Annotated in this window: 23 protein-coding genes; 17 read left to right on the forward strand and 6 right to left on the reverse strand. The window is 58.0% G+C overall.

What is annotated here, in order from left to right; translation table 11 throughout:
- Nucleotides 1-77 precede the first annotated feature (77 nt).
- The 4 genes from nuoL to NT179_06635 all read left to right on the forward strand — a co-directional run bounded on the left by nuoL (nucleotide 78) and on the right by NT179_06635 (nucleotide 5,958).
- Complete coding sequence (gene nuoL / locus NT179_06620) at nucleotides 78-1,976, forward strand: NADH-quinone oxidoreductase subunit L (protein ID MCX5721689.1); 1,899 nt, start codon at nucleotides 78-80, stop codon at nucleotides 1,974-1,976.
- Nucleotides 1,977-1,982: 6 nt separating this feature from the next.
- Nucleotides 1,983-3,545 carry an NADH-quinone oxidoreductase subunit M gene (locus tag NT179_06625; GenBank protein ID MCX5721690.1) on the forward strand — a complete coding sequence of 521 codons (1,563 nt, stop codon included), beginning with the start codon at nucleotides 1,983-1,985 and terminating at the stop codon, nucleotides 3,543-3,545.
- Nucleotides 3,542-5,026 (forward strand): NADH-quinone oxidoreductase subunit N, encoded by a 1,485-nt coding sequence (locus NT179_06630; protein MCX5721691.1) that lies wholly within the window; start codon nucleotides 3,542-3,544, stop codon nucleotides 5,024-5,026. Before NT179_06625 ends, NT179_06630 begins: the two co-directional genes overlap by 4 nt.
- 71 nt (nucleotides 5,027-5,097) lie before the next feature.
- Nucleotides 5,098-5,958, forward strand: coding sequence for a YihY/virulence factor BrkB family protein (locus tag NT179_06635; protein MCX5721692.1), 861 nt, complete (start codon nucleotides 5,098-5,100; stop codon nucleotides 5,956-5,958).
- A gap of 59 nt (nucleotides 5,959-6,017) precedes the next feature.
- Here NT179_06635 and NT179_06640 read toward each other — a convergent pair whose 3' ends face one another.
- Nucleotides 6,018-7,175 (reverse strand): site-2 protease family protein, encoded by a 1,158-nt coding sequence (locus NT179_06640; protein MCX5721693.1) that lies wholly within the window; start codon nucleotides 7,173-7,175, stop codon nucleotides 6,018-6,020.
- A gap of 270 nt (nucleotides 7,176-7,445) precedes the next feature.
- On the opposite strand from NT179_06640, the gene NT179_06645 reads away from it, so the two are divergent.
- The 6 genes from NT179_06645 (at nucleotide 7,446) to NT179_06670 (ending at nucleotide 13,431) form a co-directional block, all read left to right on the forward strand.
- Entirely contained in the window at nucleotides 7,446-8,075 is a 630-nt protein-coding gene (locus NT179_06645) for a polysaccharide deacetylase family protein (GenBank protein MCX5721694.1), read from the forward strand.
- Nucleotides 8,072-8,551, forward strand: coding sequence for a GNAT family N-acetyltransferase (locus NT179_06650; GenBank protein ID MCX5721695.1), 480 nt, complete (start codon nucleotides 8,072-8,074; stop codon nucleotides 8,549-8,551). The genes NT179_06645 and NT179_06650 overlap by 4 nt, the downstream gene beginning before the upstream one ends.
- A 65-nt stretch (nucleotides 8,552-8,616) precedes the next feature.
- Nucleotides 8,617-9,015: a VOC family protein gene (locus NT179_06655; protein MCX5721696.1), complete on the forward strand. Its 399-nt coding sequence runs from the start codon at nucleotides 8,617-8,619 to the stop codon at nucleotides 9,013-9,015.
- Nucleotides 9,016-9,159: 144 nt separating this feature from the next.
- Nucleotides 9,160-10,029, forward strand: a complete 870-nt coding sequence (gene dapF / locus NT179_06660; protein MCX5721697.1) for a diaminopimelate epimerase — start codon at nucleotides 9,160-9,162, stop codon at nucleotides 10,027-10,029.
- A 78-nt stretch (nucleotides 10,030-10,107) separates the two neighbouring features.
- Nucleotides 10,108-11,931, forward strand: a complete 1,824-nt coding sequence (uvrC, locus tag NT179_06665) for an excinuclease ABC subunit UvrC (GenBank protein MCX5721698.1) — start codon at nucleotides 10,108-10,110, stop codon at nucleotides 11,929-11,931.
- Between the two features lie 498 nt (nucleotides 11,932-12,429).
- A complete protein-coding gene (locus tag NT179_06670; protein ID MCX5721699.1) occupies nucleotides 12,430-13,431 on the forward strand; it encodes a LuxR C-terminal-related transcriptional regulator in 1,002 nt (333 codons plus the stop codon).
- A gap of 34 nt (nucleotides 13,432-13,465) precedes the next feature.
- Here the strand turns inward: NT179_06670 and NT179_06675 are convergent, their stop codons facing one another.
- On the reverse strand, nucleotides 13,466-14,245 hold the full coding sequence (locus NT179_06675; GenBank protein MCX5721700.1) for a hypothetical protein: 780 nt from the start codon (nucleotides 14,243-14,245) through the stop codon (nucleotides 13,466-13,468).
- Between the two features lie 209 nt (nucleotides 14,246-14,454).
- On the opposite strand from NT179_06675, the gene NT179_06680 reads away from it, so the two are divergent.
- From NT179_06680 to NT179_06700, 5 genes are all read left to right on the forward strand, one after another.
- Entirely contained in the window at nucleotides 14,455-15,273 is an 819-nt protein-coding gene (locus NT179_06680; GenBank protein MCX5721701.1) for a histidine kinase, read from the forward strand.
- Nucleotides 15,270-16,469: a histidine kinase gene (locus tag NT179_06685; protein ID MCX5721702.1), complete on the forward strand. Its 1,200-nt coding sequence runs from the start codon at nucleotides 15,270-15,272 to the stop codon at nucleotides 16,467-16,469. The genes NT179_06680 and NT179_06685 overlap by 4 nt, the downstream gene beginning before the upstream one ends.
- Entirely contained in the window at nucleotides 16,462-17,109 is a 648-nt protein-coding gene (locus NT179_06690) for a response regulator transcription factor (GenBank protein MCX5721703.1), read from the forward strand. Before NT179_06685 ends, NT179_06690 begins: the two co-directional genes overlap by 8 nt.
- Nucleotides 17,110-17,223: 114 nt before the next feature.
- Nucleotides 17,224-17,730: a response regulator gene (locus NT179_06695; GenBank protein MCX5721704.1), complete on the forward strand. Its 507-nt coding sequence runs from the start codon at nucleotides 17,224-17,226 to the stop codon at nucleotides 17,728-17,730.
- Nucleotides 17,731-17,740: 10 nt separating this feature from the next.
- Nucleotides 17,741-18,307, forward strand: a complete 567-nt coding sequence (locus tag NT179_06700) for a TIGR00645 family protein (GenBank protein MCX5721705.1) — start codon at nucleotides 17,741-17,743, stop codon at nucleotides 18,305-18,307.
- A 49-nt stretch (nucleotides 18,308-18,356) separates the two neighbouring features.
- On the opposite strand, the gene NT179_06705 is transcribed toward NT179_06700, so the two are convergent.
- Nucleotides 18,357-20,813 (reverse strand): ATP-binding protein, encoded by a 2,457-nt coding sequence (locus tag NT179_06705; GenBank protein MCX5721706.1) that lies wholly within the window; start codon nucleotides 20,811-20,813, stop codon nucleotides 18,357-18,359.
- Between the two features lie 161 nt (nucleotides 20,814-20,974).
- Between NT179_06705 and NT179_06710 the strand changes: the two genes are divergently transcribed.
- On the forward strand, nucleotides 20,975-21,898 hold the full coding sequence (locus NT179_06710) for a hypothetical protein (protein MCX5721707.1): 924 nt from the start codon (nucleotides 20,975-20,977) through the stop codon (nucleotides 21,896-21,898).
- Between the two features lie 185 nt (nucleotides 21,899-22,083).
- Here NT179_06710 and NT179_06715 read toward each other — a convergent pair whose 3' ends face one another.
- The 3 genes from NT179_06715 to uvrA form a co-directional block, all read right to left on the reverse strand.
- Nucleotides 22,084-22,413 carry a DMT family protein gene (locus NT179_06715; protein MCX5721708.1) on the reverse strand — a complete coding sequence of 110 codons (330 nt, stop codon included), beginning with the start codon at nucleotides 22,411-22,413 and terminating at the stop codon, nucleotides 22,084-22,086.
- Between the two features lie 51 nt (nucleotides 22,414-22,464).
- Nucleotides 22,465-22,869 carry a four helix bundle protein gene (locus NT179_06720; protein ID MCX5721709.1) on the reverse strand — a complete coding sequence of 135 codons (405 nt, stop codon included), beginning with the start codon at nucleotides 22,867-22,869 and terminating at the stop codon, nucleotides 22,465-22,467.
- A gap of 70 nt (nucleotides 22,870-22,939) precedes the next feature.
- On the reverse strand, nucleotides 22,940-25,447 hold the full coding sequence (gene uvrA, locus NT179_06725) for an excinuclease ABC subunit UvrA (protein MCX5721710.1): 2,508 nt from the start codon (nucleotides 25,445-25,447) through the stop codon (nucleotides 22,940-22,942).
- Between the two features lie 71 nt (nucleotides 25,448-25,518).
- Here uvrA and NT179_06730 point away from each other — a divergent pair, with 71 nt between their 5' ends.
- Nucleotides 25,519-26,301 (forward strand): class I SAM-dependent methyltransferase, encoded by a 783-nt coding sequence (locus NT179_06730; GenBank protein MCX5721711.1) that lies wholly within the window; start codon nucleotides 25,519-25,521, stop codon nucleotides 26,299-26,301.
- Nucleotides 26,302-26,331 lie beyond the last annotated feature (30 nt).

Consider the following 26,331-nt stretch of genomic DNA (forward strand, 5'->3'; position numbering starts at 1 on the left):
CTAAGCCACAACACGCCTCCCGTCCGCCAACGGCTCTTCGCTATCGGCCATATGCCATCGGCTATTAGCTCTTTATTATGACCTACGAACTCATTCCACTCCTTCCATTGGCGTCGTTCCTGATCCTCGGGCTCTTCGGCCGTTGGATCAAGGACCAGGCCCATCTCGTCGCAGTGCCGGCGGTTGTCGTGTCATGGCTGCTTTCACTCTTAGTCTTCTTCGATGTGGCCAACGGCCACCAGACCAGCTTCCCCCTCTACACCTGGCTGACCTCCGGCACGCTCGATATTCATATCGGCTTCTCCATCGACCGGCTGACCGCCGTGATGCTGCTCCTGGTCACGACCGTCAGTTCGCTCGTCCACATCTATACCATCGGGTACATGCACAAAGACCCGGGCTATGCCCGCTTCTTCAGCTACATCGCCCTCTTCACCTTCTCGATGCTGATGCTGGTCATGGCGGACAACCTGCTGCAACTCTTCATCTTCTGGGAAGCGGTCGGACTCTGTTCCTATCTGCTCATCGGCCATTGGTACGATCGTCCCGCCGCCTGTTCCGCCGCCACCAAAGCGTTTCTCGTCAATCGCGTCGGCGATTTCGGTTTCATGCTCGGCCTGCTCCTGGTCTGGTACAGCTTCGGCTCGCTGGACTACCACGAAATATTTGCCAGAGCGCATGAGTCGGCGGGCGACATGATGAATATCCTCGGGCCGTTCGGCGGCACCTGGGATGTGTCAGTGCTGACGCTGATCTGTCTCCTCCTCTTCACCGGCGCCATCGGCAAATCGGCCCAAGTGCCGCTCCACGTCTGGCTGCCGGACGCAATGGAAGGCCCCACCCCTATCTCGGCGCTCATCCATGCGGCGACGATGGTCACGGCCGGGGTCTTCATGGTCGCGCGCTTGGCGCCGATCTACAACCTGTCTCCCACCGCCATGACGGTAGTGGCGCTCACAGGCGGACTGACCATGGTCGTCGGGGCCACCATCGCCATGACCCAAACCGATATCAAACGCATCGTAGCCTATTCAACGGTCAGCCAACTCGGCTACATGGTGATGGCCTGCGGTCTCGGCGCCTATGCGGCGGGCATGTACCATCTCCTGACCCACGGAGCTTTCAAGGCGCTCCTGTTTCTCGGGTGCGGATCCGTCATCATCGCCCTGCATCACGAGCAGGACATGCGACGCATGGGCGGACTAAAAGACAAATTGCCAGTCACCTATTGGACGTTCCTGATTGGCTCGCTCGCGCTGGCAGGATTTCCCCTCACGTCTGGGTTCTTCAGCAAGGACGAATTACTCGTGGCTGCCTGGTCGGCGGGACCTCTCGGTCAGTTCCTGACCCTACTCGGCCTCGTGACGGCCTTGATGACGGCCTTCTATAGTTTCCGTCTGGTCTTCGTCACATTTTGGGGGCCGTCGCATGTCGATCCCCACCATGCAGACCATATCCATGAACCGTCGCACACCATGACTATGCCGCTCATCGTCCTGGCCATCTTGAGCATCGCCACAGGTTATCTGGGCATTCCTGAATTTCTTGGGCCGATGTTCGAGACGGGCACAGGAACCGCCGCTCACGGAGGGGCAGCCTCGATCGTCATCATGGTGTTGGCCACGAGCATGGGCTTGGTCGGAATCGCCGGAGCCTATTACGTCTATGTGCTCAACCCGACCCTCCCGGATCAGTTCGCGCAGAAGTGGCAAGCGCTGTATCAGGGCTCACTGAACAAATGGTATGTCGACGAGGCCTACGATCGAGCGATCGTCCGCCCCACCTTTTCCGCCGCCTCCGAACTCTGGAAACGCGTGGACGTGGCCGTGATCGACGGAGCTGTGAACGGTGTGGCCCGCGCGATCGCCTGGGGCGGCTGGGTCTTGCGGCTCACGCAAAGCGGACAGGTACAGCATTACGCGCTCGGTATGGCGCTCGGGGTCGTCGTGATCCTGACCGTCTTTTTGATGTTCTGAGGATCTATGCATAGCGGCGGAATTCCCTGGCTCACATTGCTCCTCCTGATTCCCCTTGCGGGGGCTGTCGCGATGTATTTCGTGACGGAATCGACCGCTCGCTGGATTGCGCTGGCCACAACCCTGGCGGACCTCTTCGTTGCGCTCCCGCTCTGGTGGCTCTTCGATCCGCAGACCAGCCAGATGCAGTTCGCGGAACATGTCGCCTGGATCACGGCCCCGCCCATTTATTACAGCCTGGGCCTCGACGGGATCAGCCTCCCGCTCGTCCTGATGACCGCCGGGATCATGCCCCTCTGCGTCCTGGCCTCCTGGACGGCGATCACCACAAGAGTCCAGAGCTTCATGGCCATGCTGCTAATCATGGAAACCGCCATGATCGGGGTGTTCGTCGCCTTGGATTTCGTCTTGTTCTATGTCTTCTGGGAAGCCATGTTGATTCCGATGTACCTCCTCATCGGCGTCTGGGGAGGACCCAATCGGTTGTATGCGGCGATCAAGTTCTTCCTGTATACCCTCGCAGGGAGCGTGCTGTTACTCGTCGCCATCTTCGCCCTCTACTTTTACGGAGGCCACACGTTCGACATCCTTGCCTTGAGCCAGGGCACCTACCCGGCGTCGCTGCAAATGTGGCTCTTCCTGGCCTTCTTCGCCGCCTTCGCCGTGAAGGTCCCCATGTTTCCCTTTCACACCTGGCTCCCGGACGCCCACGTGGAGGCTCCGACCGCCGGCAGCGTCATCCTCGCCAGTATTCTCTTGAAAATGGGCACCTACGGCTTTCTGCGATTCAGCTTGCCGATGCTGCCGGACGCCAGCCATGCCTTCACGCCCATGATGGTCGGCCTCTCCATCGTCGCCATCATCTACGGCGCCTATATGGCGCTGGCCCAGGTCGATCTCAAGAAGCTGATCGCCTATTCGAGCGTGAGCCACATGGGATTCGTGACCCTCGGCATCTTTGTCTTGAATCAACAGGGCATCGAGGGAGCGGTCCTGCAAATGGTCAACCATGGCATTACGACCGGCGCCCTGTTCCTCTGCGTCGGCATGATCTATGAGCGGACCCACAGCCGGCTGATCGCCGACAATGTCGGGCTGGCCTCGCCAATGCCGCAATATGCCACGCTGCTCATGATTTTCGCCTTGTCCTCGCTCGGCCTCCCAGGCACCAATAGTTTCGTCGGCGAATTCCTCGTGCTCATCGGCACGTTCCTCTGGAGCAAAGTCGCCACCGCCTTTGCCTCGCTGGGCATCATCCTGGCCGCCGCCTATATTCTCTGGATGGTTCAGCGAGTGGTCTTCGGGGTCCCGCTCCCGCACCAACTCCCGAAACTCAAGGACCTCAACAAACGGGAACTCGCCACCCTCGTGCCGCTGGCCCTATTGGTGTTTTGGATCGGGCTCTTCCCCAATCCGCTCGTGAGCAAGATGCACCAGAGTGTGAACAACGTAATCGCCTCCATGTCCCGCACGAAGGTCGCGCCGACGGCCCAGCCCTCTGCCGGAGAGGCAGCGCCATTGCTGGCTGACAGTAGCGAGCCACTAAAGACCGAGGAAATTTCGCGATGAGTTTGTATGGCACCGACCTCTTAGCCCTGCTTCCGGAACTCATCATCGTCGTGACGGCCTGCCTTGTCATTGCGCTGGACCCGGTCACGCCTGCCTCGCGACGGGATCTCCTGGCCTGGCTGAGTCTTAGTTCCCTCGCCCTCTGTCTTGGCCTGACGATGGGACAGATCGGGGTGCTGAATATCCGGGTCTCTGCCTTCAGCGACCTGGTGGTGGTCGATGCCTATGCCAGATTCTGGAAAGTGCTCCTCTATGGCGTGACCGGCCTGACCATTTTGCTCTCACTGCCCTATCTGAAGGCGGAACGCATCCACCTGGGCGAATACTATGGCTTCATCCTCCTATCCCTCTCCGGGATGATGGTCATGGTCTCCGGCGCAGACCTGCTCACGATTTACCTCGGCACCGAACTCATGTCCCTCTCGCTCTATGTGATGACCGGGCTGAACCGGTCGAAACCCCGTTCGCTGGAAGCCGCGGCCAAATACTTCGTCCTCGGCGCCTTCTCCTCCGGAATTCTCCTGTACGGCATCTCGCTACTCTACGGCATGGCCGGCAGCACCAAGCTGGCGTCGATCGCGGCCGCCATTGGAACGCACGGAGCGAACGATCCGCTCTTGCTGATCGCGGTCATTCTCGTGGCAGTCGGCTTCAGCTTTAAACTCGCCGCCGTGCCATTCCACATGTGGACGCCGGACGTCTATGAGGGGGCTCCGACCTCCGTCACAGCCTTTATGGCGGTGGCGGCAAAAGCCGCCAGCTTTGCCGCGTTCATGCGTGTCTTCGTCGAAGGACTCGGCGGACTCAAAGCCGATTGGTCGCTCCTGTTCCTGCTCATCGCCCTGGTCACCCTGGTGCTCGGCAATCTCGTCGCGATCGTGCAAACGAATATTAAGCGGATGCTGGCCTATTCCAGCATTGCGCACGCAGGCTACGCCTTGATCGGCTTTGTCGCGGCGGGCCGCGCGACCGGCGCGTCCGGTGGCACGCCGGGCCTCGCCAGCGTCATGATCTATCTCGCCCTCTATGCATTTATGACGCTCGGCGCCTTCGCGGTCATCGGCATGCTGAGGAAAGGCGGAATCGAGGGGGAAGAGATCGAGGATTTCACGGGGCTCGCGAAACGCCAGCCGATTGCGGCCTTTCTCATGCTGCTCTTCATGGCCTCGCTGGCCGGCATTCCTCCGACCGCCGGCTTCATCGGAAAATTCTACGTGTTCATGGCGGCCGTCGAATCCGGCTTGGCCTGGCTCGCCGCCATCGCCCTGATCTTTGCCGCCGTGTCAGCCTACTACTACATGCGGGTCGTGATGGTCATGTATATGCGCGAGCCTGATCCCTCGTCCATCGCGCCACGCCTCGTGACGTCGCCGGCCCTGTCCTTCGTGCTGGCCTTCGCCGTCGCCGGCGTGATTCTATTCGGTCTCTTCCCAGACCCTCTCGTCAGCTTCGCGCTCCAATCGGTCCTGACACTCAAGTAGTCCTTCTTCCGACTGAGCAGGTGCAGGATCGGGCGACTCGTGCTACCCTGTCGAACGTTCGGACCGCACCTATGCAAGCTTTGCGCTTCCTCCTGAGCCTTCTCCGATCATTTCGACGGCATGGCTGCGCCAGCCTCGCGGCATCCCTCGCCTTTTTCTCCCTACTCTCTCTCTTCCCCCTCGTCTTCCTCCTGCTCTACGGCCTGAGCTTTGTGGTCAGTCACGAGGTGATCGGGGAGCAGGTCCTGCTCAGCTTTCTCAAGGGGTTTCTCCCCTCGCTGGGCGAACATGTCGCAGCAGAACTACATCGGGTGAGCGCCATGGAAACCGTCAGGTGGGCGGTCTTTCTGGCCTTCGCTTGGTTCGGCGCGCTGGTGTTTTATGAACTCGACTATGCGCTGAATGTCGTATTCGAGAGTACCAGGCGCCGCCATCCCCTCATCTCCACCGCCATCGCGGTGGCCTCGCTCGCCGTGAGCGGACTCGTCCTGATTCTTTCCTACGTCGCAACGCAAACCATCAACTTCTTAACGGGCTATGCGCCGAAACTCTGGGGGCTGGATCTCCTGGCCCTCGCGGCCCATGACTGGTTTCTTACCTATACGCTCCCCTTCGCGCTGGCCTTCCTCACGGTCACGATCTTGTATCGGCTCGTACCGCGACGGAGTCCGCAATGGCGTGAATCCATGATCGGCGCCCTGACATTTAGCCTGCTCTGGGTGGCTGCGAAACTCCTGTTCGTGACCTATGGCACCTACGCGACCCTCTATACGAACCTCTATGGGTCCCTCTTGGAAGTGGTCCTGCTGCTGCTCTGGGTCTATTACTCCTCGGTCCTCTTGCTGATTGGCGCAGAAGTCGTCCACCTCCTGCAGCAACAGGCGCAGGCCCTGTCAGCAGCAACCACGAGAACGACTGAGCGTAAGACGTAAAAGGAGAGACGTGAGAGGTCAGAGGTGACAAAAGGCAGGCATTCAATCCCTGTACCGTTTCACGCTTCAGACTGATGCAACTGTAAGAACTGGGCGATAGCCGATCTGGTGATGAGCCCCACGATCGCTCCGTCCTCCACCACCACGAGACGGTCCCATCCTCCATGAGCCATACGCTCCATCGCCTGCATGACAGACCAGTCCGGAGGAATGCAGAAGGCCTGTGGCACCGGACACATGATGTCTCGTACGCGACGCCAAGGCCAGAGCGCCGTAGCAATGGCTTGCACATCGCCCACCGTGACCACCCCGACCACTTGCCCCTCCTCGCAAACGGGGAACCCACCGAACCCATGCGCGACAAAGTATTGATCGACCGCATCCTGCACGGCCATGTCAGGCGGCACCGTCACGACCGGGTGGACCATCACCTGGCGCACCGTCACTGCTGCCAACGAGCTCCTCATCGCTGCTTGCCGCTTGCTCGACAGAGCGGCAGAAAACAGAAATGAACCGATCAAGATGAGCCAGCCGCCGTTCGCCGCGATGGAATGGCCCAGGGCTCCGGACCAGGCCCCTGCCAGCACGACCGCGCCGATCACCCCAAGGGCCACGCCGAATCCTATTCCCGTCAGCGCCGCCTGGCTGGTCGCCCGGTTGAAATCCTTGTTCCAGGCCCAAAGCCCGGCCCGTAAAGCCCGCCCACCATCCAAGGGAAACCCCGGGATCAGATTGAAGAGTCCGAGCTGCACATTCACCATGCCGAGCAGTCCCCCCAGGACGACGAATCCCTGAAGCCCTAATCCTGAGAATAAGGAATCCACCGCCATGGCGCCGCCGAGACAACCGACCCCCAAAAGCAAACTCACGAGCGGTCCTGCCAGCGCAATTAAAAACTCGGCCCTCGGACTGGGCGGCTCCTTCCCCATGTGCGCCATGCCACCGAAAATGAACAGAGTAATCTGGCTGATCGGAATCCGATAATGCAGCGCCACATAGGAATGCCCCAGCTCATGCAGGAGAACGGACAGGAACAGCAAGAGGGAGGAAATCCCGCCCATGCCCCAATAGCGTAACTCGGATAGACCCGGCAAGGTCTCAGGCAAATAGCCTGTCGCCAGCGACCAGGTCACAAAGAAAAATACTGCGAACCAGGAGGCATGGACGTGAATCGGGATGCCGAGCACACGGCCGATTTTCCAATGAGGCACAAACATGGTTCCACCGTAGCAGTGTGAGATTTGAAGCGTCAACGGCAGGCTGCTGAAAAAGTCCGCCAGCGTCGTTCTCGCATCGTTCAGGCCCTCAACGTACCCTAAAGGGTACGCCTCGGGCCTTCACTCGCTGCGGCCTTGCTGGACGGCCATTTTGAGCAACCTGCGGGATCAGGTATACTGGCCACCATGCCGCGCTACTTTCCACACATGCTGTGCCTTATCCTCGCAGTGCTGCTTATCCTAGCAATGCCGCCTCTCACGCAGGCCCAGGTGATCAAGTCAGGTCCGCCTTCCTGCCCAGGAGTGGCGCTGACCTTCGACCTCTGCCCGGTGCGGAAAGGCACAGGCTACGATCAGGCCTTAATCGACTATTTGATCGAACAGAAAATCCCCGCGACATTCTTTATGTCGGGGAAATGGATGGCACGGCACGAACAGCAAGTCCAAGCCCTCCTCCACGTTCCCTTCTTTGAAGTCGGCACCCATGGGGAAGTCCATGCCCATCTGCCGCTCCATTCCCCGGAGGAACAAAAACAGGAAATCCTCGGCCCGGTCCGTCTCCTCAAAACCAAATACAGTCACAGCGCGACCCTGTTCCGACCTCCCTATGGAGAATTCAACGACGACACGGTCAACGTGGTCCGTGCCCTTGGCCTCCAGTTTATTCTCTGGAATGTGGTGTCAGGCGATCCAGACCAGACGATTACCGCTGGCCAGATCGAAGACCGGCTGAAACGATCCGTCCGCAAGGGCAGTGTCATCGTGATGCATGCCAACGGCAAGGGCAAACATACCCGCGAAGTTGTGCAGGATCTCCATGAACAGCTCTTGCCCGAACGAAACCTCACGCCCATGACCATGAGCGATCTCCTAACCTGTAATGGTAAGGTTGCTCCATGACCGATCCACTCGTTCGCCCCATGACGGAACAAGATCGAGTCGCCGTGATGGAACTGCTCGCCGACTCCGATCCATGGAAGAGGCTGGGTTATCAAGCCAAAGACTGGGGCAGCTATTTCCTGCCGCTCCCCCAGGGGCGCGATAGTTACGTCATGGAAGAAAACGGAAAAGTGGCCGGCATCGCGGTCGTTCGTCGGAAATTTCTGCTCGGTGACTATTTAGAACTATTTGGCGTGGCGGACTGGGCGAGAGGCAAGGGGCTCGGGAGACAGTTGCTGGCCCACATCGAGACGCTGGTCTTCGCGAGGGCACAGAATCTGTTCGCCTGCGTATCAGACTTCAACGAGCAAGGCCGGCACTTCTACAAGAAGCAGGGCTATCAGGAAGTCGGCCCCATTCCGAATCTTCTGATCCAGGACAGCGCAGAAATCCTGCTGCGCAAAACCAGCGGACCGGCGAGAATAAGTAAAAAGTAAAAAGTGCGGGATCCCACTACCCCGTTTTTGCCTTTTCACTTTTGAACTTTTCATTGGAACGAGCCATGCGAGTGATCAAGCTTCTCCATACCCGTATGAGGGTCAGCGACATGGACCAGACGATCGCCTTCTACCGAGATGTCCTCGGACTGGAGGTGCTGGAGCGTAAGGTCTCGCCGCGGGGCTCCCATCTGGCCTTCCTCAAGATACCCCAGAGTGAGGAACTCATCGAACTCTGCAGCTTCCCCCCGAGCGGACCGGTGACGGTCCAGGAGGATCTGGTTCACCTGGCCTTTCAAGTCGAAAGCCTGGACGAGACCATCGCATCCCTCACGGAGCAGGGCATTCAGATTACAGACGGGCCGACCGCAACCTCATCCGGCAGCCGGTTTATTTTCATCGATGCCCCGGACGGGTATGAAGTCGAACTGATCGAACGGCCGCATGGTGTGAAGATCGTATGAACCTCGTGAAGCGTCGTTCGTCGCTCGTGAAGAGTCCGCCACCGATTTCAGATCCTAGCCCCCACTCGCCCCATTGACGATTCCGGGCCAGCCACAGTATTGTTCCTCCGCTTCACGAACGACGAGATACCAAAGGAGCCAGACATGAAGAACGGATTCTTTCGCGGACATGGGCTGGGCAATGACTACATCGTCATGGACCCCAAGGAACTGTCGTTTTCGCTGAGCCCATCGAGGATCAAAGCTATCTGCGATCGTAATTGGGGACTGGGCAGCGACGGGATCCTGGCGCTGGTGCCGACGAAAAAAGCGGACTTCGGTCTGCGCATCTACAATCCTGACGGCAGCGAAGCGGAAAAGTCCGGCAACGGCCTGCGCATCTTCGCCCGCTATCTCCACGCAACCGGCAAAACGAAGAAAAAACACTTTACCGTCGAAACCAAGGGCGGGCTGGTGACGATCGAGCTGCATCTGGACCGGCATGGGGATGCGAGTTCCGTCACAGTCGAAATGGGCAAGGCTTCATTCCAGCCTGCCTCACTCCCCTGCAGCCTCATAGTCAACGAACTGATCACACAGCCCATCAAGGCGGCAGGCCAGCCACTTATGTTTACCGGAGTCAGCGTCGGCAATCCCCATTGCGTCGTGTTCAAACCGGCAGGCCAGTCCTGGTCGCGAGAGGATCTCCTCAAGCTGGGGCCTGCGCTGGAAAACCATGCCCTCTTCCCGAAACGCACGAACGTGCAGCTCGCCGTGCCAACCGGCCCGAAGGAACTCTTCATCCTGATCTGGGAGCGCGGAGCCGGTGAAACCCAGGCCTCCGGGTCCTCCTCCTGCGCCGCAGCAAGCGCGGCCGTCAAACTCAGACTGGTCAAGAGCCCCGTCACGGTGAAAATGCCGGGAGGCCAGCTCAATATCCAGGTCGCCGAAGACTTCAGCCTCACGATGAAGGGACCGGTCGCGGAAGTCGCGCGCGGAAGCCTGAGCCCCTCGTTCGTGCGCGGGCTCAGGTAACCTTCGTCAGACGTCATTCGTCAATCGAGAAGAAAGATACAGGGGTTTCCTGTTATTCTTACGGGTGACGGATGACCTATGACGATTGACGTTCTCCAATCCAAACTCGACCACCTGCCGGACCAGCCTGGCTGCTATCTTTTCAAAGACGGGCAGGGCGAAGTCCTCTATGTCGGGAAGGCCTCGGTCCTGTCCAACCGGGTGAAGTCCTACTTTCAAAAAGGGACCGACCACTCCCCGAAAAATATCGTCCTGATCGGCAAGATCGCGGATCTCGACACGATCGTCACCCGTTCAGAGCTCGAAGCCCTCATCCTCGAAAACAACCTGATCAAGAGGCACAGGCCCCGCTTCAACATCCTCTTGCGGGACGACAAGCAGTATCCCTACCTGCGTCTGCCGATCAAAGAAGACTTCCCGCGCCTCACCGTCGTCCGCCGCGTGCAAAAAGACGGCGCCCTCTACTATGGCCCCTACCCGCCGGCCGGCGCCTTGAGGGAGACGTTGAAGGTCATCAAGAAAACCTTCCCCCTGGCCACCTGCACCATCGCGATCGACGGCAAGGCGGACCGGGCCTGCATCGAATTCGAAATCAAACGGTGCATGGCGCCCTGCACCGGCAACCAATCGAAAGAGGACTACCACCGCATCGTCGCGCAGGTCCGCCAGTTTCTCGAAGGGCGCGACCATGAATTGCTGGACAACTTGCGCGCCCAGATGGAGCTGGCGGCGGAACGCGAGGAATTCGAGGAAGCGGCGCGGCTGCGCGATCGGCTCTTCAACATCGAACGCACGCTCGAAAAGCAACGGATCACCCAAACGACGACGACCGATCAGGACGTGATCGGCCTGGCGCGGCAAGGCACGGCCGTCGATCTCCAGATCCTCTTCGTGCGCGGCGGCCTCCTGATCGGACGCAAGGACTACTTCTGGCCCCAGTTAGCCGACACCGGCGACGAGGAACTCGTTCGATCCGCCATCGAACAGTTCTACAACAAAGACGGGCAACCGCCCAAAGAGCTGCTCATCCCCACCGATCTGGACAACGCCAAGGTCATTGAAGAATGGCTCTCGGGGAAGCGGGGAAACACCGTCCGCGTGGTGACGCCGGAGCGGGGCGTGAAACACCAATTGGTCCTCCTCGCGGAGGAAAACGCCGCAGCCTCCGTCGCCAATCACCTGCGCGACGAAGAAGTCGGCCGCCAAGCCGTGGAAGAGCTGAAGCGACTCATCCGGCTGGACGTCGTGCCCAAACGCATCGAGGGGTTCGACATTTCGAATACCATGGGCAACCAGTCCGTCGCCTCCATGGTCGTCTGGGAAGACGGCCAGATGAAGAAAGCCGACTACCGACGGTTCACCATCAAAACCGTCACAGGCGCCAACGACTTTGCCAGCATGCAGGAAGTCGTCACGCGCCGCTATGGAGAGAGCGAACATCTCGCGCGCCCGGATCTCATCCTCATTGATGGAGGATTGGGCCAGCTCGCCGCAGCCATGGAAGGGCTGAAACAGGTCGGGCAGCAAGACCTGCCCATTATTGGATTGGCCAAGGCGCGAGGCGAAAAGGAAGAGCGGATTTTCCTGCCGGGCCGGAAGAACCCCATCGTACTGCGCGCGAACTCCCCGGCCACCCATCTCGTGCAGCGCATTCGCGATGAGGCCCATCGATTTGCGATCACGTTCCATCGCAAGCTGCGAAGCAAAGCCCTGATGGTCTCGCAACTGGATCAGGTGAGCGGCATCGGCGAGATCACCAGAACCCGGCTGCTCAAAGAATATGGCAGCCTGACAAACATCGCAGCCGCCACGGATGACGAACTATCGGCATCCGGTCTCGATGCAAATACGGTCGCGGCCATGAGAAAAGCGCTCGCAAACACGGCTCCGTCGCACAATTGAACGCAGTCATCCCCGAGCGACTGAGCAGCACCCCTCGCATACAAGCTCCCACAAGCCGACAGACACAACCGAGCCCTCTCTTCAAAACATAAATTTGAGACTGGCGGTCCCCAAGTGGACATAGGCATGGCACCTCCCGTCGACGGTAGGGTTGCGATTCCCGGTAATAGTCCGCGGCTCATAGAACCATAAACAAAAAGCCCGAGCTTTTAGGATAGTCGGGGCACCTTGCCTATCGGCGGGGAGCTCCAGGGTGACAACGCAAGAAACAAGGACCAAACAACGATCAATATGGGTCAACTCGGCACTATTTTTAAATATGTGATTTTATGACCACGCGCCCTTGCTGACTTCTTCAAAGAAAGTAGGTAGAATGGTCATCTGTCTTTCAGGAAGAATCCAAGGCCCTCATTACGATGTCACGGCAGTCCCTACCGATAGTTAGGGGGGGCAATTGCTGAGGCATTCTGGAGAATGCAGAGGGAAGGAGGGAATTCCATGGCAGTGCCTAGAAAAGTCGCAGCCGCCAACACCCTCACCGTTTCCGGTGAGATTCAAGATAGATGCTCAGCGCATAGTCAAGCGCATCTCGTCTCGGACGATGTACTGTATGGGGAATTTCCTTTTATCCAGCGAGAGAGGGAATTGTCTCATTCATTAGGGGTGCATGAGAGTGCTGATCGCAGCCCCTCTCACATATCGAGGGTGAAAGGCCCAGGCGAATCGCGACGTCCGTTTCCTTCCAAGACGTTTTCTAACCTGACGAAATCGGAGATACATCAAGTCCTAGAAATCCTCCACTACTCAATGGACGCCAGGACAGGGGATGATGTGCAACATATTCTCCAACTTCTCCAACGCACAGTGGCTTGCCCTAGAGTGATAGGTGGTGTTGCACGCCTCACCACAAAAGGTAGCTTTAAAGAATTCACCAGTATGCTCAATGTAAGTTATTCGAACGACTGGGTATATGCCTATTGCAAGAACGAGTACGCAACCGTCGACCCGGTATTGAAATCTCTCCTCTCTACGTTCCAAACGCAAACCTGGAAGCAGACATACTCAACAGCCAGCTCTCGAAAGCAGCTAGAATTTGTCGAAGAAGCTCGCTCGTTCGGACTGACCCACGGAATAACCACTGGAGTCCTTGAGCAAAACCAGGGATTCGCAACCTTCTTTTCATTTGCCGGAGGCGATGCGAACGGCACAGCCCGCTATAGAGGGCTATTGGAATATCTCATCCCCTATCTGCACCGCGTCCTGATCGCGAACACCCATATGCCATTGTCCACCCAAGCCAAGGGCCTTTCGCCTCGAGAAATGACAGTATTGTTCTGGATGAAGGAAGGAAAAACAAACTGGGAAATCGCTCGTATTGTGGGGGTGACCGAACGGACTGTGCGCTTTCACGTTGAAGGCATTTTCATGAAGCTTGATGCCAGTTCCCGCACTCAGGCAGTGGCAGTTGCCATGGAGCATGGCCTGCTTCAGGCAGGGTAAGCTACCCACCCTGGCGATTGAAATCTTTCTTCACTCAGGCTGCGGCCAATTTTCTTCCTCTCTCGCCTAACAACTGCTGATCTTGCCGCCAAATCTGGGTTGCGTCTGACTCGACAAACTGCTGCCTAGGCTCCCTGGCAAAGAATCCGCTTTTCTCAAACGAGGTCGAACCGTCTACCGCATTCATCCACTGGAAAAACGACGGCTGTTTGAGCGGACAGGTTTCGTAAAACAGCTTCCAGTCAAGAACGGCAGCAATTGACAGCGCCCCAGCTGGGGGAAGAGATACGGCCGGGCTAATGGCCTCGCACGAAAGCCCTATCCCCCGAAGCACCCGGAGAAATCTTTTCTCAACCACCATATACATATAGGGGACCTCGTTCTGCCTTGACCATTGATACACCCCCTTAATGAGAATCAGCATTAGACGACTCGAAAGTCCTTTGTCCGTCAACGTTGGGTCTAATGCCAGCCTCGTAATCTCTGCAGTATCGGGCTCCTTCCGAATTTCACAGTCCGCGAGTAAACAGGGACGAAATTCTTTCTCTATCATGAATGGGTAAGGGGATCGCACCATCCGAAAGACGCCACGGAGCTTCCGTTCGTCGTCAAACAGCCCAACCGACGTGGCAAATGTATCGTAGGCATCAACTTCAAGCCCATCGTCGCTTTTCGCAACCCATTGAAGCCGGTCAGCAAACACCTGGTGGCGCAGATGATACGACGCGCTGAGATCTTGCTCATCTGACAATGTTTTTACAAGTAATCTGTCCTCCCGAAACTCGATCGGTCGACTCTCCTCCAACACCAGCATGAGCACCTCCTTCTTCCTTCTACAGACCACTCGCTACCATGCGAGGAAAATGCATCAATTCATGGCGCCACGTCACCTGGCGGATCCGCCAGGTGACGGGATGAGCGCAGCCTCGTACTAGTAGTGCTCGAACTGATGAGTCCGGACGAGGAAGAGCTCCATTGACGTTCGTGTGTTGCGCGATTGGAAAGAAGGGGGTGTTCCAACTGATGAAAGATCGACGAGAGTTCCGAGTTGTCGACGGGTTTCGACAAGATCCTGGCAGGCTGGCACAACAGACAGATGATTTAAACCTAGGTATTTTATCTGCAACCAATCGATTACGCCCCTGCTCACCGCACGAGCAGATCGAGGACAGCATCGCCTCCGCCCTCAAAGCATCTGAGCAGCGGCTGAGTGCCTTGCTTCACGATCGCAGCCGCATCGGACGAGAGTTGCACGACTCCGTACTGCAAGCTCTCCATGCAATCGGGATGAGTCTTGCGCAAGCCCGTCGATTACAGAAGGGCATGCCATACACCGCGCAGTTGCCCTGCGATCAAGCAGCCAATCAGGTCAGCACACTCATCCAAGACATCCGACGAATGATTTTGTCCGTGGAGGCTAACGACATTGCGCCTTATAGTCTGACCTCAGAGCTGCGATTCCTCACCCAGACATTTGAGCGGGTGAGTGAGTTGCGGATTCGTATGGAGATCGACCAGGAGGCAGAAGAAATTCTGACCGGCGAAGAAGCCCGTGAACTCGTCACAATCACCAGAGAGGCCCTGAGTAATTGCATCCGTCATGCCCGCGCCACACGAACCGTGATCGCCCTTCGAAAAATCGGCCCACGAGTACGGCTGAGCATTCGCGACAATGGGGCTGGCTTTGAAGTCGGCCAGGAAGAAGGAAAGGGCATTGGATTCGCACAGATGGAAGCACGAGTCCGGAAGATCGGTGGTCGCCTGAAGATCCAATCCACTGTGGGTCACGGCACCTGTATCACCGCTGACGTCTACCTTGAACCGGCACTCACAACAGTATGAAACACTCACGCACCCATTTTGCCACAGCCCCGCCGCCCCAGGCTCCCAGTCGAGGCATGAGCAACAACACCAGAGCCAAGGCGCTCCGTTCGTCAAAGCAGGCCGATCGCCCAGGAGAGCCGATTGAGGATTGCTATCGCACGCTTCTGGAAACTTCAAACAGTGCAATTCTGCTTCTTTCGCCTAAGTCCATCATTCTGGGATGGAACCGCGCAGCGGAAATGCTCTCTGGCTGGAGCGCCGATAAAACGCTGGGACAGAGCTATGTGGCTCTCTGTCTCCCGGTGGAGACGCGCAAGTCATTCCTGGCTATGCTCGCGCAAGTCACCGCAGGGAGTGAGGCGCGAGGCTTCGAAAGCCCTCTTCTCACCCACACGAACTCGCAGTCGATGCTCTCCTGGAATATTTCGCGGGTGCTAAGCGCTCGCGGGAACCTGATTGGTCTCATGGCTATCGGCACAACCCTCCCCCCGCACAACGAGACGGAAAATACGCTCCGGCTCACCCACGCCAGCCTGAGCGAGGAGGCTCGCCGAATACAGATGGCCACAGAAGAGGAACGACGCAGAATCGCGCGGGAGATCCACGACGAGTTCGGGCAGGCCTTGACCGGCTTAAAGTTTGACCTGGCCTGGCTCAGTACAAAGCTGATGCCATCGCCCACTCCGTCATCCGTCACAGATCTGACGAGTAAAGTCCGGGCCATGTCCGGATCGGTCGACGCGCTCCTGGAATCCGTTCGTGCAACAGCGGCAGCCCTGCGCCCCGCGATGCTGGATGATCTCGGATTGGTCCCAGCGCTGGAATGCCTCGCCACGACATTTCAGCGTCGCACGGGCGCTCGCTGTACGGTGGAGGCAACGCCAGGATTCTCATCCCCAGCGCTCCCCCCTGAGGTATCGACGGCATTATTTCGCATCGCGCAGGAACTGCTGACGAATATACTGCGTCATGCCGGCGCCTCGCAGGTGCGTATGCGTCTGCACCGGAGCCATCACCTCGCAACCCTGGAAGTGGCTGACAATGGGAGGGGCATCACCAACGAGAGAATGGCCGCTCCTCGCTCATTCGGACTTCGGGGAATGCAGGAACGAACCTCCCTCCTAGGCGGCCACTTTCGCATTGTGGGGACGCCAGGGGTCGGCACGACAGCCATCGCCTCCATGCCTGTTGCGGAGTGCGTCGCCCATGATTGAGACGCAGCTGATGAAAATTCTCGTGATCGACGATCACGTGGTCGTGCGACGGGGCGTGAGACAAATCCTTGAGGAGACCTTCCCTCACGTCAAAGTCGGCGAAGCCAATACAGGCCAGAAAGGAATGGACGCGGTGCAGCAGGAACCGTGGGATCTGGCAATCGTGGATATCAGCCTTCCTGATCAGAGCGGACTGGAACTGCTGGGCAAATTACACTGCATCGCACCCGAGCTTCCGCTGATGGTCTTGAGCCTGCACCCGGAGGAGCAATATGCCGTGCGGGCCTTTCGTGCCGGAGCAATGGCCTATCTCACCAAACAGACCGCCTCAGAAGAGCTGGCCATGGCAGTCACACAAGTCCTGGCAGGACGCAGATATGTCACCGCCTCCCTCGGAGAACGTATGGCCGGCAACCTGAGCAAGCATCCCACCGGTCCCCCCCACCACACATTGTCCAAGCGAGAATTCGAAGTCCTCGTCTTGCTCGCGCAGGGCCAGTCTGTCAAAAGCATCGCCCAGGCCCTCACGCTCAACGTCAAAACCATCAGCACCTATCGCGCAAGGCTCCTGGACAAGCTCCAGCTCTCAACTACCGCCGAGCTCATCCGCTACGCTCTCGACCATCATCTTGTTGAATAAAGCTGGCGCCTGTTGCTCGCCCCTGCGCTGTAAGCATCTTCCTACGTCACAGCACGCGTTCATCTGATTGTCTCCGTCTTCCGTTCACGCTACCTTTCAACGAATGATTCAACCATGTACTCATCCGTTCGGAGCCATCCCATGACGATCGTCCTAGCCGACACGGACAGCAACTTTCTCCACAGACTCAAGCGGCGCCTTGAGAGAATCGCCAGCGTGAAAATAGTGGGAGAATCGTCGGATTCGGAAGAAGCGACCGCGATGATTCTGAACCGCAAACCGGACATCGCGATTCTCAACTCCTCGCTCCATGATGGCCGGGCCATCGAAGTCCTCCGCCAGGTCAAACGATTGATGGTCCCGCCAACCATCATCATCGTCACAGACAATCCCTCTCCTGACAACCAGACCTCCTGCTTTCTCGCCGGAGCTGACTTCTTTTTTGACAAGGCTACGGAAGAGCACCTGACGGTCAACGCCGTGCGCTTCCTCTCCGCACCCCAGAACCGGCTCAAGCCGTCGGACTCCCCCGTCGCCACGCTCAATGAGCAACCAGCGTCACGCCCTCCCCTGAACTCCGATCTGTCACTCGAATTGACAGAGCACCCCCTCCTTGACTAGGATACGCGCCGTGAGCCACCCCGATCATTCAACCTCCACAACCGTGAAACATACCCAATCTCCCATCGTGAGCCGCATCGAGCACGTGTTCGAAACTATCGTGTTCGCGAGCCGATGGATTCAAGCTCCGCTCTACGGCGGCTTGATCGTGGCCGAACTGCTCTATGCCTACAAATTTCTTGTGGAGCTGTGGGAGATGGTCCGGCACATCAACCAGCAGGAAGAGACCATCTTCATGCTGGGGATCCTGGGGCTGATCGACGTCACGATGGTGGCGAACTTGCTCACCATGGTGATCATCGGCGGCTATGCCACCTTCGTCAGCAAATTGGATCTCGAAGGCCATCCAGACCGGCCCGATTGGCTGACCCACATCGACCCAGGCACCATCAAGATCAAACTTGCCGCTTCGCTGATCGGCATCTCCAGCATTCATCTGCTGAAATCCTTCGTCAACATCGCGAACGAAGATCTTGAACAGATCAAGTGGAAGATCTTCATCCACCTGACCTTCATCGGCTCCGCCATCCTCCTCGCCTGGACAGACAAGATCATGCAGAAAGACCGGAAACACTGACGGAGCGCATCAGCTGTCCTTCGATTCTCGCATTTCACAAACGACGACGTTACTCCCAAGCAGAGGTCAACCCGCCCCCGGCATCCTGCCACTGAGGCACCCAGGCCAGCGCGACGAGCTTCACGGCGATATTGCTCTTGGTGGGCTTGAGGGAGACGATCTCTAGTTTTTCGGTGAGTGGATCGATGGATGCGATCAATGCGTCTGTCTCGGTCTTAAATTGCGCTTCGAGGTCGGAAAGCTGCTGCTGCAGCGCTTCTCTATTCTCCTCAGCTTGCCCCACATCCTGCGACTCCTTGATCGCCCGCCCTGCTCCGCGAATCGCCGTCGTCGCCTTGCCAATAGTGCTCGCGCTAATCGTCTTCCGTCCCATGACGGCGCCCAAAATCGTCGCGCCAACCGAAATCGCTGCCTGAAGCTGGCTGGTGCGAGACTCAATCTGCTGCCGTTCGACCATCTGCTGAGCCCGGCGGATACGGTCTTGGAGCGAAGTCATCTTCGGCATGTACTTCTGCCTCAAACTTTCTAATTGCGCGTCTCGTTGCTCCCGCCCTGACTGCTGGAGCCTGACACGGAAATCCCGCTCCGACTCGCCAGGCCTGGAGATCTCTTTCGTCCCGGGACTTCTCAAGAGATCGACTTTCTCGTTCCGAAAAAGCCAACCGGAGAAATCTTTCCCCCAGGCCTCATAGCTCTTGGCCTTCCCTGCAGCGACGGGAAGACTCGCAAACTGCGCGCCCTCCGCCGGCGCTTGCTCCAGATCCGGCAGAGCCAACGCTGCCTCTGCCGCATGGTCCCAATCCACCGGCACAGCCCCCTCTGCGATCGGCGCGAGCACCGTGACATCCTGCGCCACATCCACCCCGGCCTTACCATCGGAGAACCGGACTTGCGCCCCTCCCAGCAACATCGGCTGATAGACCAATCGACTGCCGCTCGGCTGCACGCCGCGAATAGGAACGAATTGTTGCGGCACATCGGGAGGGAGCAGAGGGCGTGAGACGTGAGACGTGAAAGGTGAAACGTGGGCCATGTCAGCTGAAAATTCCGGCTGCGCGCTCACTACCTTACCTTTCACGTCTAACGTTTCACGTTTCACGGGATCCATGAGTGCCTTGATCTGCGTCCTCGTCAAGGGCCCACGTAGATAGGACAGAGTCCAGCGTGACTGAAAAACCTCCGGCGCATCTTCATGCACATTGTTCAAGAGAAAGACTCTGCTCCCCAATCCTGCAAGAAGCTGTTCCATCTGTTGCTTGTCGAATTTCTTGCCGGAGCTGGCGGCAGCGCCTTCAAGTCCTTCAAGCACCCGCGCCTTATCTCGCTCTGTCTGAAGTCGTCCGATGAGCCAGGTGCCGGTGTTGGCCAACCCCCTATAATCCAGATCGACCGGGTTCTGCGTGGCCAGCACAACTCCAAGCCCATAGGCCCGCGCCTGCTTGAGGAGAGTCATCAACGGCGCTTTCGACGGAGGATTCGCCACAGGAGGGAAGTAGCCGAAGATCTCATCCATGTAGAGGATGGCGCGCAGACTGGTCGTCCCGGATTGCCCCCTGACCCAACCAAGGGTCTGGCTCAAGAGGAGGGTCACAAAGAACATCCGCTCCGCGTCGCTTAAATGCGCAATAGAGAAAATGGCGATCCTCGGTTTGCCAGACGGGCTATGCAGCATCTGGCCGACATCCAGCGCTTCCCCTTCGAGCCAGGCGGAAAAACCTGGCGCAGCAAGCAGATTATTGAGCTGCATCGCCAAGGCAAATCGCTCTTTCGAGGGATAGAACGAATCGAGATCGAGCACGCCGACTTTCGACAGAGGCGGGGTTTGAATCTGCTGGATGAGCGAAGCCAGATCGAGATCTTGCCCCTTCCGCCAAGACTGGTCCAGGATCGTCGAGAGCAGGATATGTTCGCGGCTCTTGATCGGGTCCGCTTCGACTCCGATCAATCCGAGCAAACTGGTCGTCGTGGTGCTCACCCGCTCGCGCAGCAGTTCGACATCGTCCAGAATTTCCTGAGCAGGCGCGGCAAACGACTTCATGATGGAAACCGGAAGCCCCGCATTGCTCCCCGGCGTGTAGACGACGAACTCGGCCGCATCTTTGAGCTTCTGGATCCGCTCGCCGCTTTGGCCCCACTCGCTCAAGCCTTGTTTCCACAGCTCCGCCTGTTGGGTCGCAAAGTCGCCAGGGGAGAGCCCTTTCTTGCGCGCATCGTCTTCATTGATCCAGGGCGCGAAATCTTCGCCGCGGAGCTGCGGAAACGTCAGCAGCAAATTGGCCAGATCCCCTTTGGGATCGATTACGATAGCGGGAATGCCGTCGATCGCTGCTTCTTCGAGGAGCCCGAGACAGAGGCCGGTCTTGCCGCTGCCGGTCATCCCGACACAAACCGCATGGGTGACCAGATCTTTCGAGTCGTAGAGCAACCAGCCTGGCTTCGTTTTTTTCTTAGCCAGGTCATACGGACGTCCGAGGTAGAACACTCCGAGTTTCTCAAAGTCTTGCACAGGGCCACGCTCCTTTCCGTCGCTTTGCCTGACCTGACAACCCGACAGGCGCCGTCATTCTAGTAAGGGGGCCTGTGGACTGCAAGATCAGGAGCCGACCGGCGGCGAACCTGAAAAATACGTTGCCCTCTCCATACGATTCAGTGCAGGATGCACTGCCCATGCGTCCCTTGGTACTGACCGCTCTACATCTCGCACTGCCCATCGCCACGCTACTCGGATGGCTTCAGCCCTGCTGGGCTGAAGCCACTGCGCAAAGCACCCACTGGGGGGCCCTCGCCTTTCCCGATCATGATCGTACTCTGGCACTGGGTTTCACCACCGACCGTTTCACAGAATTTGACGGGGCCGGCAAGCGCTACAACGACATGCGGCAAACCGATGGTTTTAACTTTTGGTCGCTGAGCTGGACGGAACGCCTGGAGCGATTCAAAGGCTGGAATACCAATCTCACGGTCGGCGCTGGTCCCACGGGTGATAGGTTTAGCCGGTATCTCCAGAACGATGTCGTGCATAAGCTTCGGGGGCAGACCCCGGTGCCGGTCGGCGCGACACGCGATACAACGGACTTCATGGCCAGCGGGACCCTGACGAAGTGGACGGGGCTCGGGGGGAGTGACGATGTGTTCTTCTACGGCGTCGGCGGAGCGGCAGGGTCCCTCTACTACGAGCCCTATGCCCAGATGGGCTTCAGGCGACTCTCTCTGTTGGAGTTCGTGCCCGTGGTGTCCGACTACGTACGCTTCTCCGCATTGGGCCGTGCCGGCCGCCCCTTCAGCGGAGCCGCGTTCCACCAAGTTGCCAACCATTCCTACCTCGGACAGGCGTCCATCGGTATCGGCAACTACCGGCGAAAAGACTGCGACATCCCTATAGAACTCGAGGTCGGCCTGACCGTGGATTCAGGCCTGTTCGTGGACCATCGCGGGAATTCCTTGGAAGAACGGTTCGTGACGGTGGCACTCCACATCTCAGCCGTTACAATTGAAACGTGGAATGACCTCATCAACCAGAAGGACTACGGCCCAACCTTCGGCGCCCGCGTGACCCTGGACGTGCTCTACCTCTACGACCGGCTCCACTAGTGCGGATGCTGAAAAAGTCCGCCAGCTTCGTTCTCGCATCGTTCAGACCCTCAACGTACCCCAGAGGGTACGCCTCGGCCCTTCACTCGCTGCGGCCTTGCTGGATGGCCTTTTTGAGCATCCGCAAAAGCATTCCCCCGTTGTACCACGCACAGACCATCATTCCTGAACCCCGCTAGCCGCCCTCACCATTCTTTGAAGATCACGAAGACGCCACCGGCCATTAAGGCAAACCCAGCCAAATAGTTCCACTTCAGCGGCTCCTTCAAATACCACACCGAGAAGACGCAGAAGACGACGAGGGTAATGACCTCTTGAATGGTCTTCAACTGAGCGGCATTGAATTCGTAATGCCCGATGCGGTTGGCCGGCACTTGGAAACAATATTCGAAGAAGGCAATTCCCCAGCTCGCCAGAATCACGATCCACAAAGGCGAATCTTTATATTTCAGATGCCCATACCAGGCGAAGGTCATGAAGATGTTGGAGATGGTCAACAGAAGAATGGTGTGCATCCGGTCATTCCTCCTCGTAGATCAATGCCCACTGTACATGCTCGTCAACCGTCATTCGTCATTCGTAGAAGAATCCGATACGCCCTTGTTGCCCACTTGGCCGATACTTCGAATATAGCCATTGAGAAGCTGCACAAAACGCTGCAGTTGGTTTCGAAGACCGTCGCATTGCTTATCGGCAACATACCCCAGATCTCTGCACGCGATTAAGTGGTCCAGAAGTTCATAGGCCGATCCACGGGCAATGCGGCAGAATTGGATATTCTCTTTGTAATGAAACCGCCCGTAGCCTTCAGCGATATTTGCCGTAAGCGAGATCGCGGCTGTTCTGACTTGCTGACCCAAGCAATACTGCTCTTGTTTGGGGAAACCGGACGTCAAAGCATACAGCTCTCCCCTGATCTGCCTGCCCACCTTCCAAACATCCAAATCCTCAAAGGATTTGATGGAGCTCATAACCTTCCTCAATGGACGTTTCACGTCTCCGTCTTTCCCGCTTGACGAATGACGTGTGACGATTGACGCTCTACAGCCCCGCCTCCTTCAGCACCTGCCCCGTATAGGATCGCTTCGATTTCGCAATCTCTTTCGGCGGTCCTTCCGCCACGATCTCCCCGCCTCGATCGCCGCCCTCGGGGCCGAGGTCGATGACCCAATCGGCATTCTTGATCACATCGATATTGTGTTCAATCACCAGCACGGTATTCCCCGCCTCGACCAGGCGATCCAGCACATCCAGCAGCCGCTGCACATCGGCGAAATGCAGTCCGGTCGTCGGTTCATCCAAAATATACATCGTGCGTCCGGTCGGACGTTTCGACAGCTCACGTGAAAGCTTGACCCGTTGCGCCTCGCCCCCGGACAGGGTCGTGGCGGACTGGCCAAGCTTCACATAGTGCAACCCAACGTCGTTCAGCGTGTCGAGCTTCCGCTTGATGAAGGGGATATGTTCGAAAAACTGCAGGGCCTCAGCCACCGTCATGTTCAACACGTCGGCGATGCTCTTCCCCTTATGGTGAATCTCCATCGTCTCGCGGTTGTACCGCTGCCCCTTGCAGACCTCGCAAGTCACATAGACATCCGGCAGAAAATGCATCTCAATCTTGATTAGCCCATCGCCCTGGCAGGCCTCGCAGCGGCCGCCCTTCACATTGAAACTATAGCGGCCAGGCTTGTAACCACGGACACGGGACTCAGGCAAATTGGAATAGAGGTCGCGGATGAACCCGAACAGGCCTGTATAGGTCGCAGGATTCGAACGAGGAGTCCGGCCGATCGGCGACTGATCGATATCGATGACTTTATCCAACGCCTCGACTCCCAGCAGTTCCTTGCAGCCATCGATCTTCGGTTTCTTGTGGTAGAGCAACTGGGAGAGGGAATGGAACAGGACTTCCAGCACCAGAGTACTCTTGCCGGACCCGGACACGCCGGTCACACAGGTGAGGAGGCCGAGCGGAATCTTGGCAGTCATCTCCTTGAGATTATGTTTCTTGGCCCCCACGATGGACAACAGCCCCTTGGCCTTCCGTTGTCGGCGAGGCAGACTGACCATTTGCGTACCGCGAAGATAGCGGCCAGTCAGCGAATCGGGATTCTTCATGACTTCTTTGGGCGTGCCCTGGGCGATGACCCGCCCGCCCTCTGTCCCGGCGCCAGGCCCCATATCCAGCAGATGGTCCGCCGCCATCATGGTTTCCGCATCATGCTCGACCACTACCACCGTATTGCCCAGATCGCGCAGACGCAGCAAGGTCTGGAGCAGGCGCCGGTTGTCTCTCTGATGAAGGCCGATCGAAGGCTCGTCGAGGATGTAGAGGACGCCAACGAGGCCTGACCCGATTTGCGTGGCAAGCCTGATCCGCTGGCCTTCCCCCCCGGATAATGTCGCGGCAGTCCGATCTAACGTCAGATAATCCAGACCGACATTAACCAGAAATCCAAGCCTCTCGCGAATCTCTTTCAAGATACGATGGGCAATCACCAGTTCACGCTCGCTGAATTTCAACGATCCGAAGAAATCGGCTGCCGCCCGCACGGAAAGATGCGTGACCTCGGCAATCGACTGTTTGTTCACCTTGACGGACAGACTTTCAGGCCGCAGCCTCGCGCCCTTACAGACTCCGCAGAGCTCCAGCAACGTGAGGTCTTCATCCTCCGGACAGCCAGGCGCCATGGCATAACCGATGCCGTCGCAAGCAGGACAGGCTCCATGGGGGCTATTGAACGAAAAAACGCGGGGGGTGATTTCCGGATAACTGACGCCGCAGCCGATGCAGGCAAGTTTCTCGCTATAGAGGGAGACCTTCCCATTTTCCATCAACACGCCGACCAGGCCGCCAGCCAGCTTCAGACAGGTCTCCACCGAATCGGCCAACCGTCTTGTCAGAGCCTCGCCTGGCTTCATCACCAGCCGGTCCACCACGATTTCAATCGTATGTTTCTTCTGCTTGTCGAGCGTGATGTCTTCATCCAAATCGATCAACTGCCCATCGACCCTGGCCCGGACGTAGCCGGCCTTGCGCATGTCGAGAAGCTCCTTGCGATACTCGCCTTTCCTGCCTCGGACGATCGGGGCCAAGAGCTGAAACTTGCTCCCCTCTGGGAGCAGGCCAATGGCATCGACCATCTGCTGCACCGTCTGCGCCGTGATTTCCTCGCCGCATTGAAAGCAGGAGGGGCGACCGACCCTGGCAAAGAGGAGCCGAAGATAGTCGTAAATTTCCGTCACGGTGCCGACCGTGGAACGGGGATTGTGGCTGGTGCTCTTTTGCTCGATGGAAATGGCGGGCGAAAGCCCTTCGATCGAATCGACGTCCGGCTTGCCCATCTGTTCGAGGAACTGGCGGGCATAGGCCGAGAGCGACTCAACGTACCGCCGTTGCCCCTCGGCATAGATCGTGTCGAAGGCCAGCGACGACTTGCCGGACCCGCTCAGTCCCGTGATCACGACGAGCTGGTCGCGCGGGATCGTCACGTCGATATTCTTGAGGTTGTGCTCGCGCGCGCCTTTGATGATGATTGAGTTATGCATAAGGGACGGGATTATACCATGCAGACCGGCTCGCCTTGACAAACTTGGAAGGCCGATGCTACCACCCTCTCATGGTCCAGACCTCTACACCACCAGTTCAGAAGGGGACGGACACCCCGGCTGCCCCGCTCGCCGTCTCGACCTGGTCTGGCCAGGCCCGCGAACAGGCGGTTCAGCGGATGTTCACCGCGATCGCCGGCGTCTATGACCTCAACAACACGCTCTTGAGTTTCGGGCTCCACCATCGCTGGAAGAAAATCACCGCCTCCTATGTGCCGGTCACGACGGGTGGCAGGGCCCTCGACGTGGGAGCTGGCACAGCAGACCTGGCCCTCTTGATCGAACCCCGCATGGGGGTCAATGGGCGGGTCATTGCCTCAGACTTGAACCATGCCATGCTGGTCGAAGGACTGAAGAAAGTCACGAACCGGGGCCTGGGGCAACGAATCACCTGTCTCGAGGCCAATGCCGAACATCTGGGATTTCCCGATGGGACCTTCCATGCCGTGACGACGGGGTTTTGCATGAGGAACGTCGGCAATCTCAAGCAGGCGGTCACGGAAATTCACCGGATCTTACAGCCGGGCGGGCGGTTTGTCTGTCTGGAGTTTTCCCGGCCGGTCTTCGGATGGCTGCGGGCCCTGTACGATTGGTATTCGTTCCGGCTGCTTCCCTGGATCGGCACCAAGGTGGCGCATGACACGACCGGCGTCTACGAATATCTCCCTGCTTCCATCAGGAACTTCCCGGACCAGGAACGGTTGAAACAGACACTCCTCGATGCAGGCTTCCGCCAAGTTACCTATCGCAACCTGACCGGTGGGATCGTGGCGATCCATGTGGCAACCAAATGAAGTGCTGAGTCCTGAGTGCTAGGTGCTGAG

Source organism: Nitrospirota bacterium (assembly GCA_026387665.1).
Classification (GTDB): domain Bacteria; phylum Nitrospirota; class Nitrospiria; order Nitrospirales; family Nitrospiraceae; genus Palsa-1315.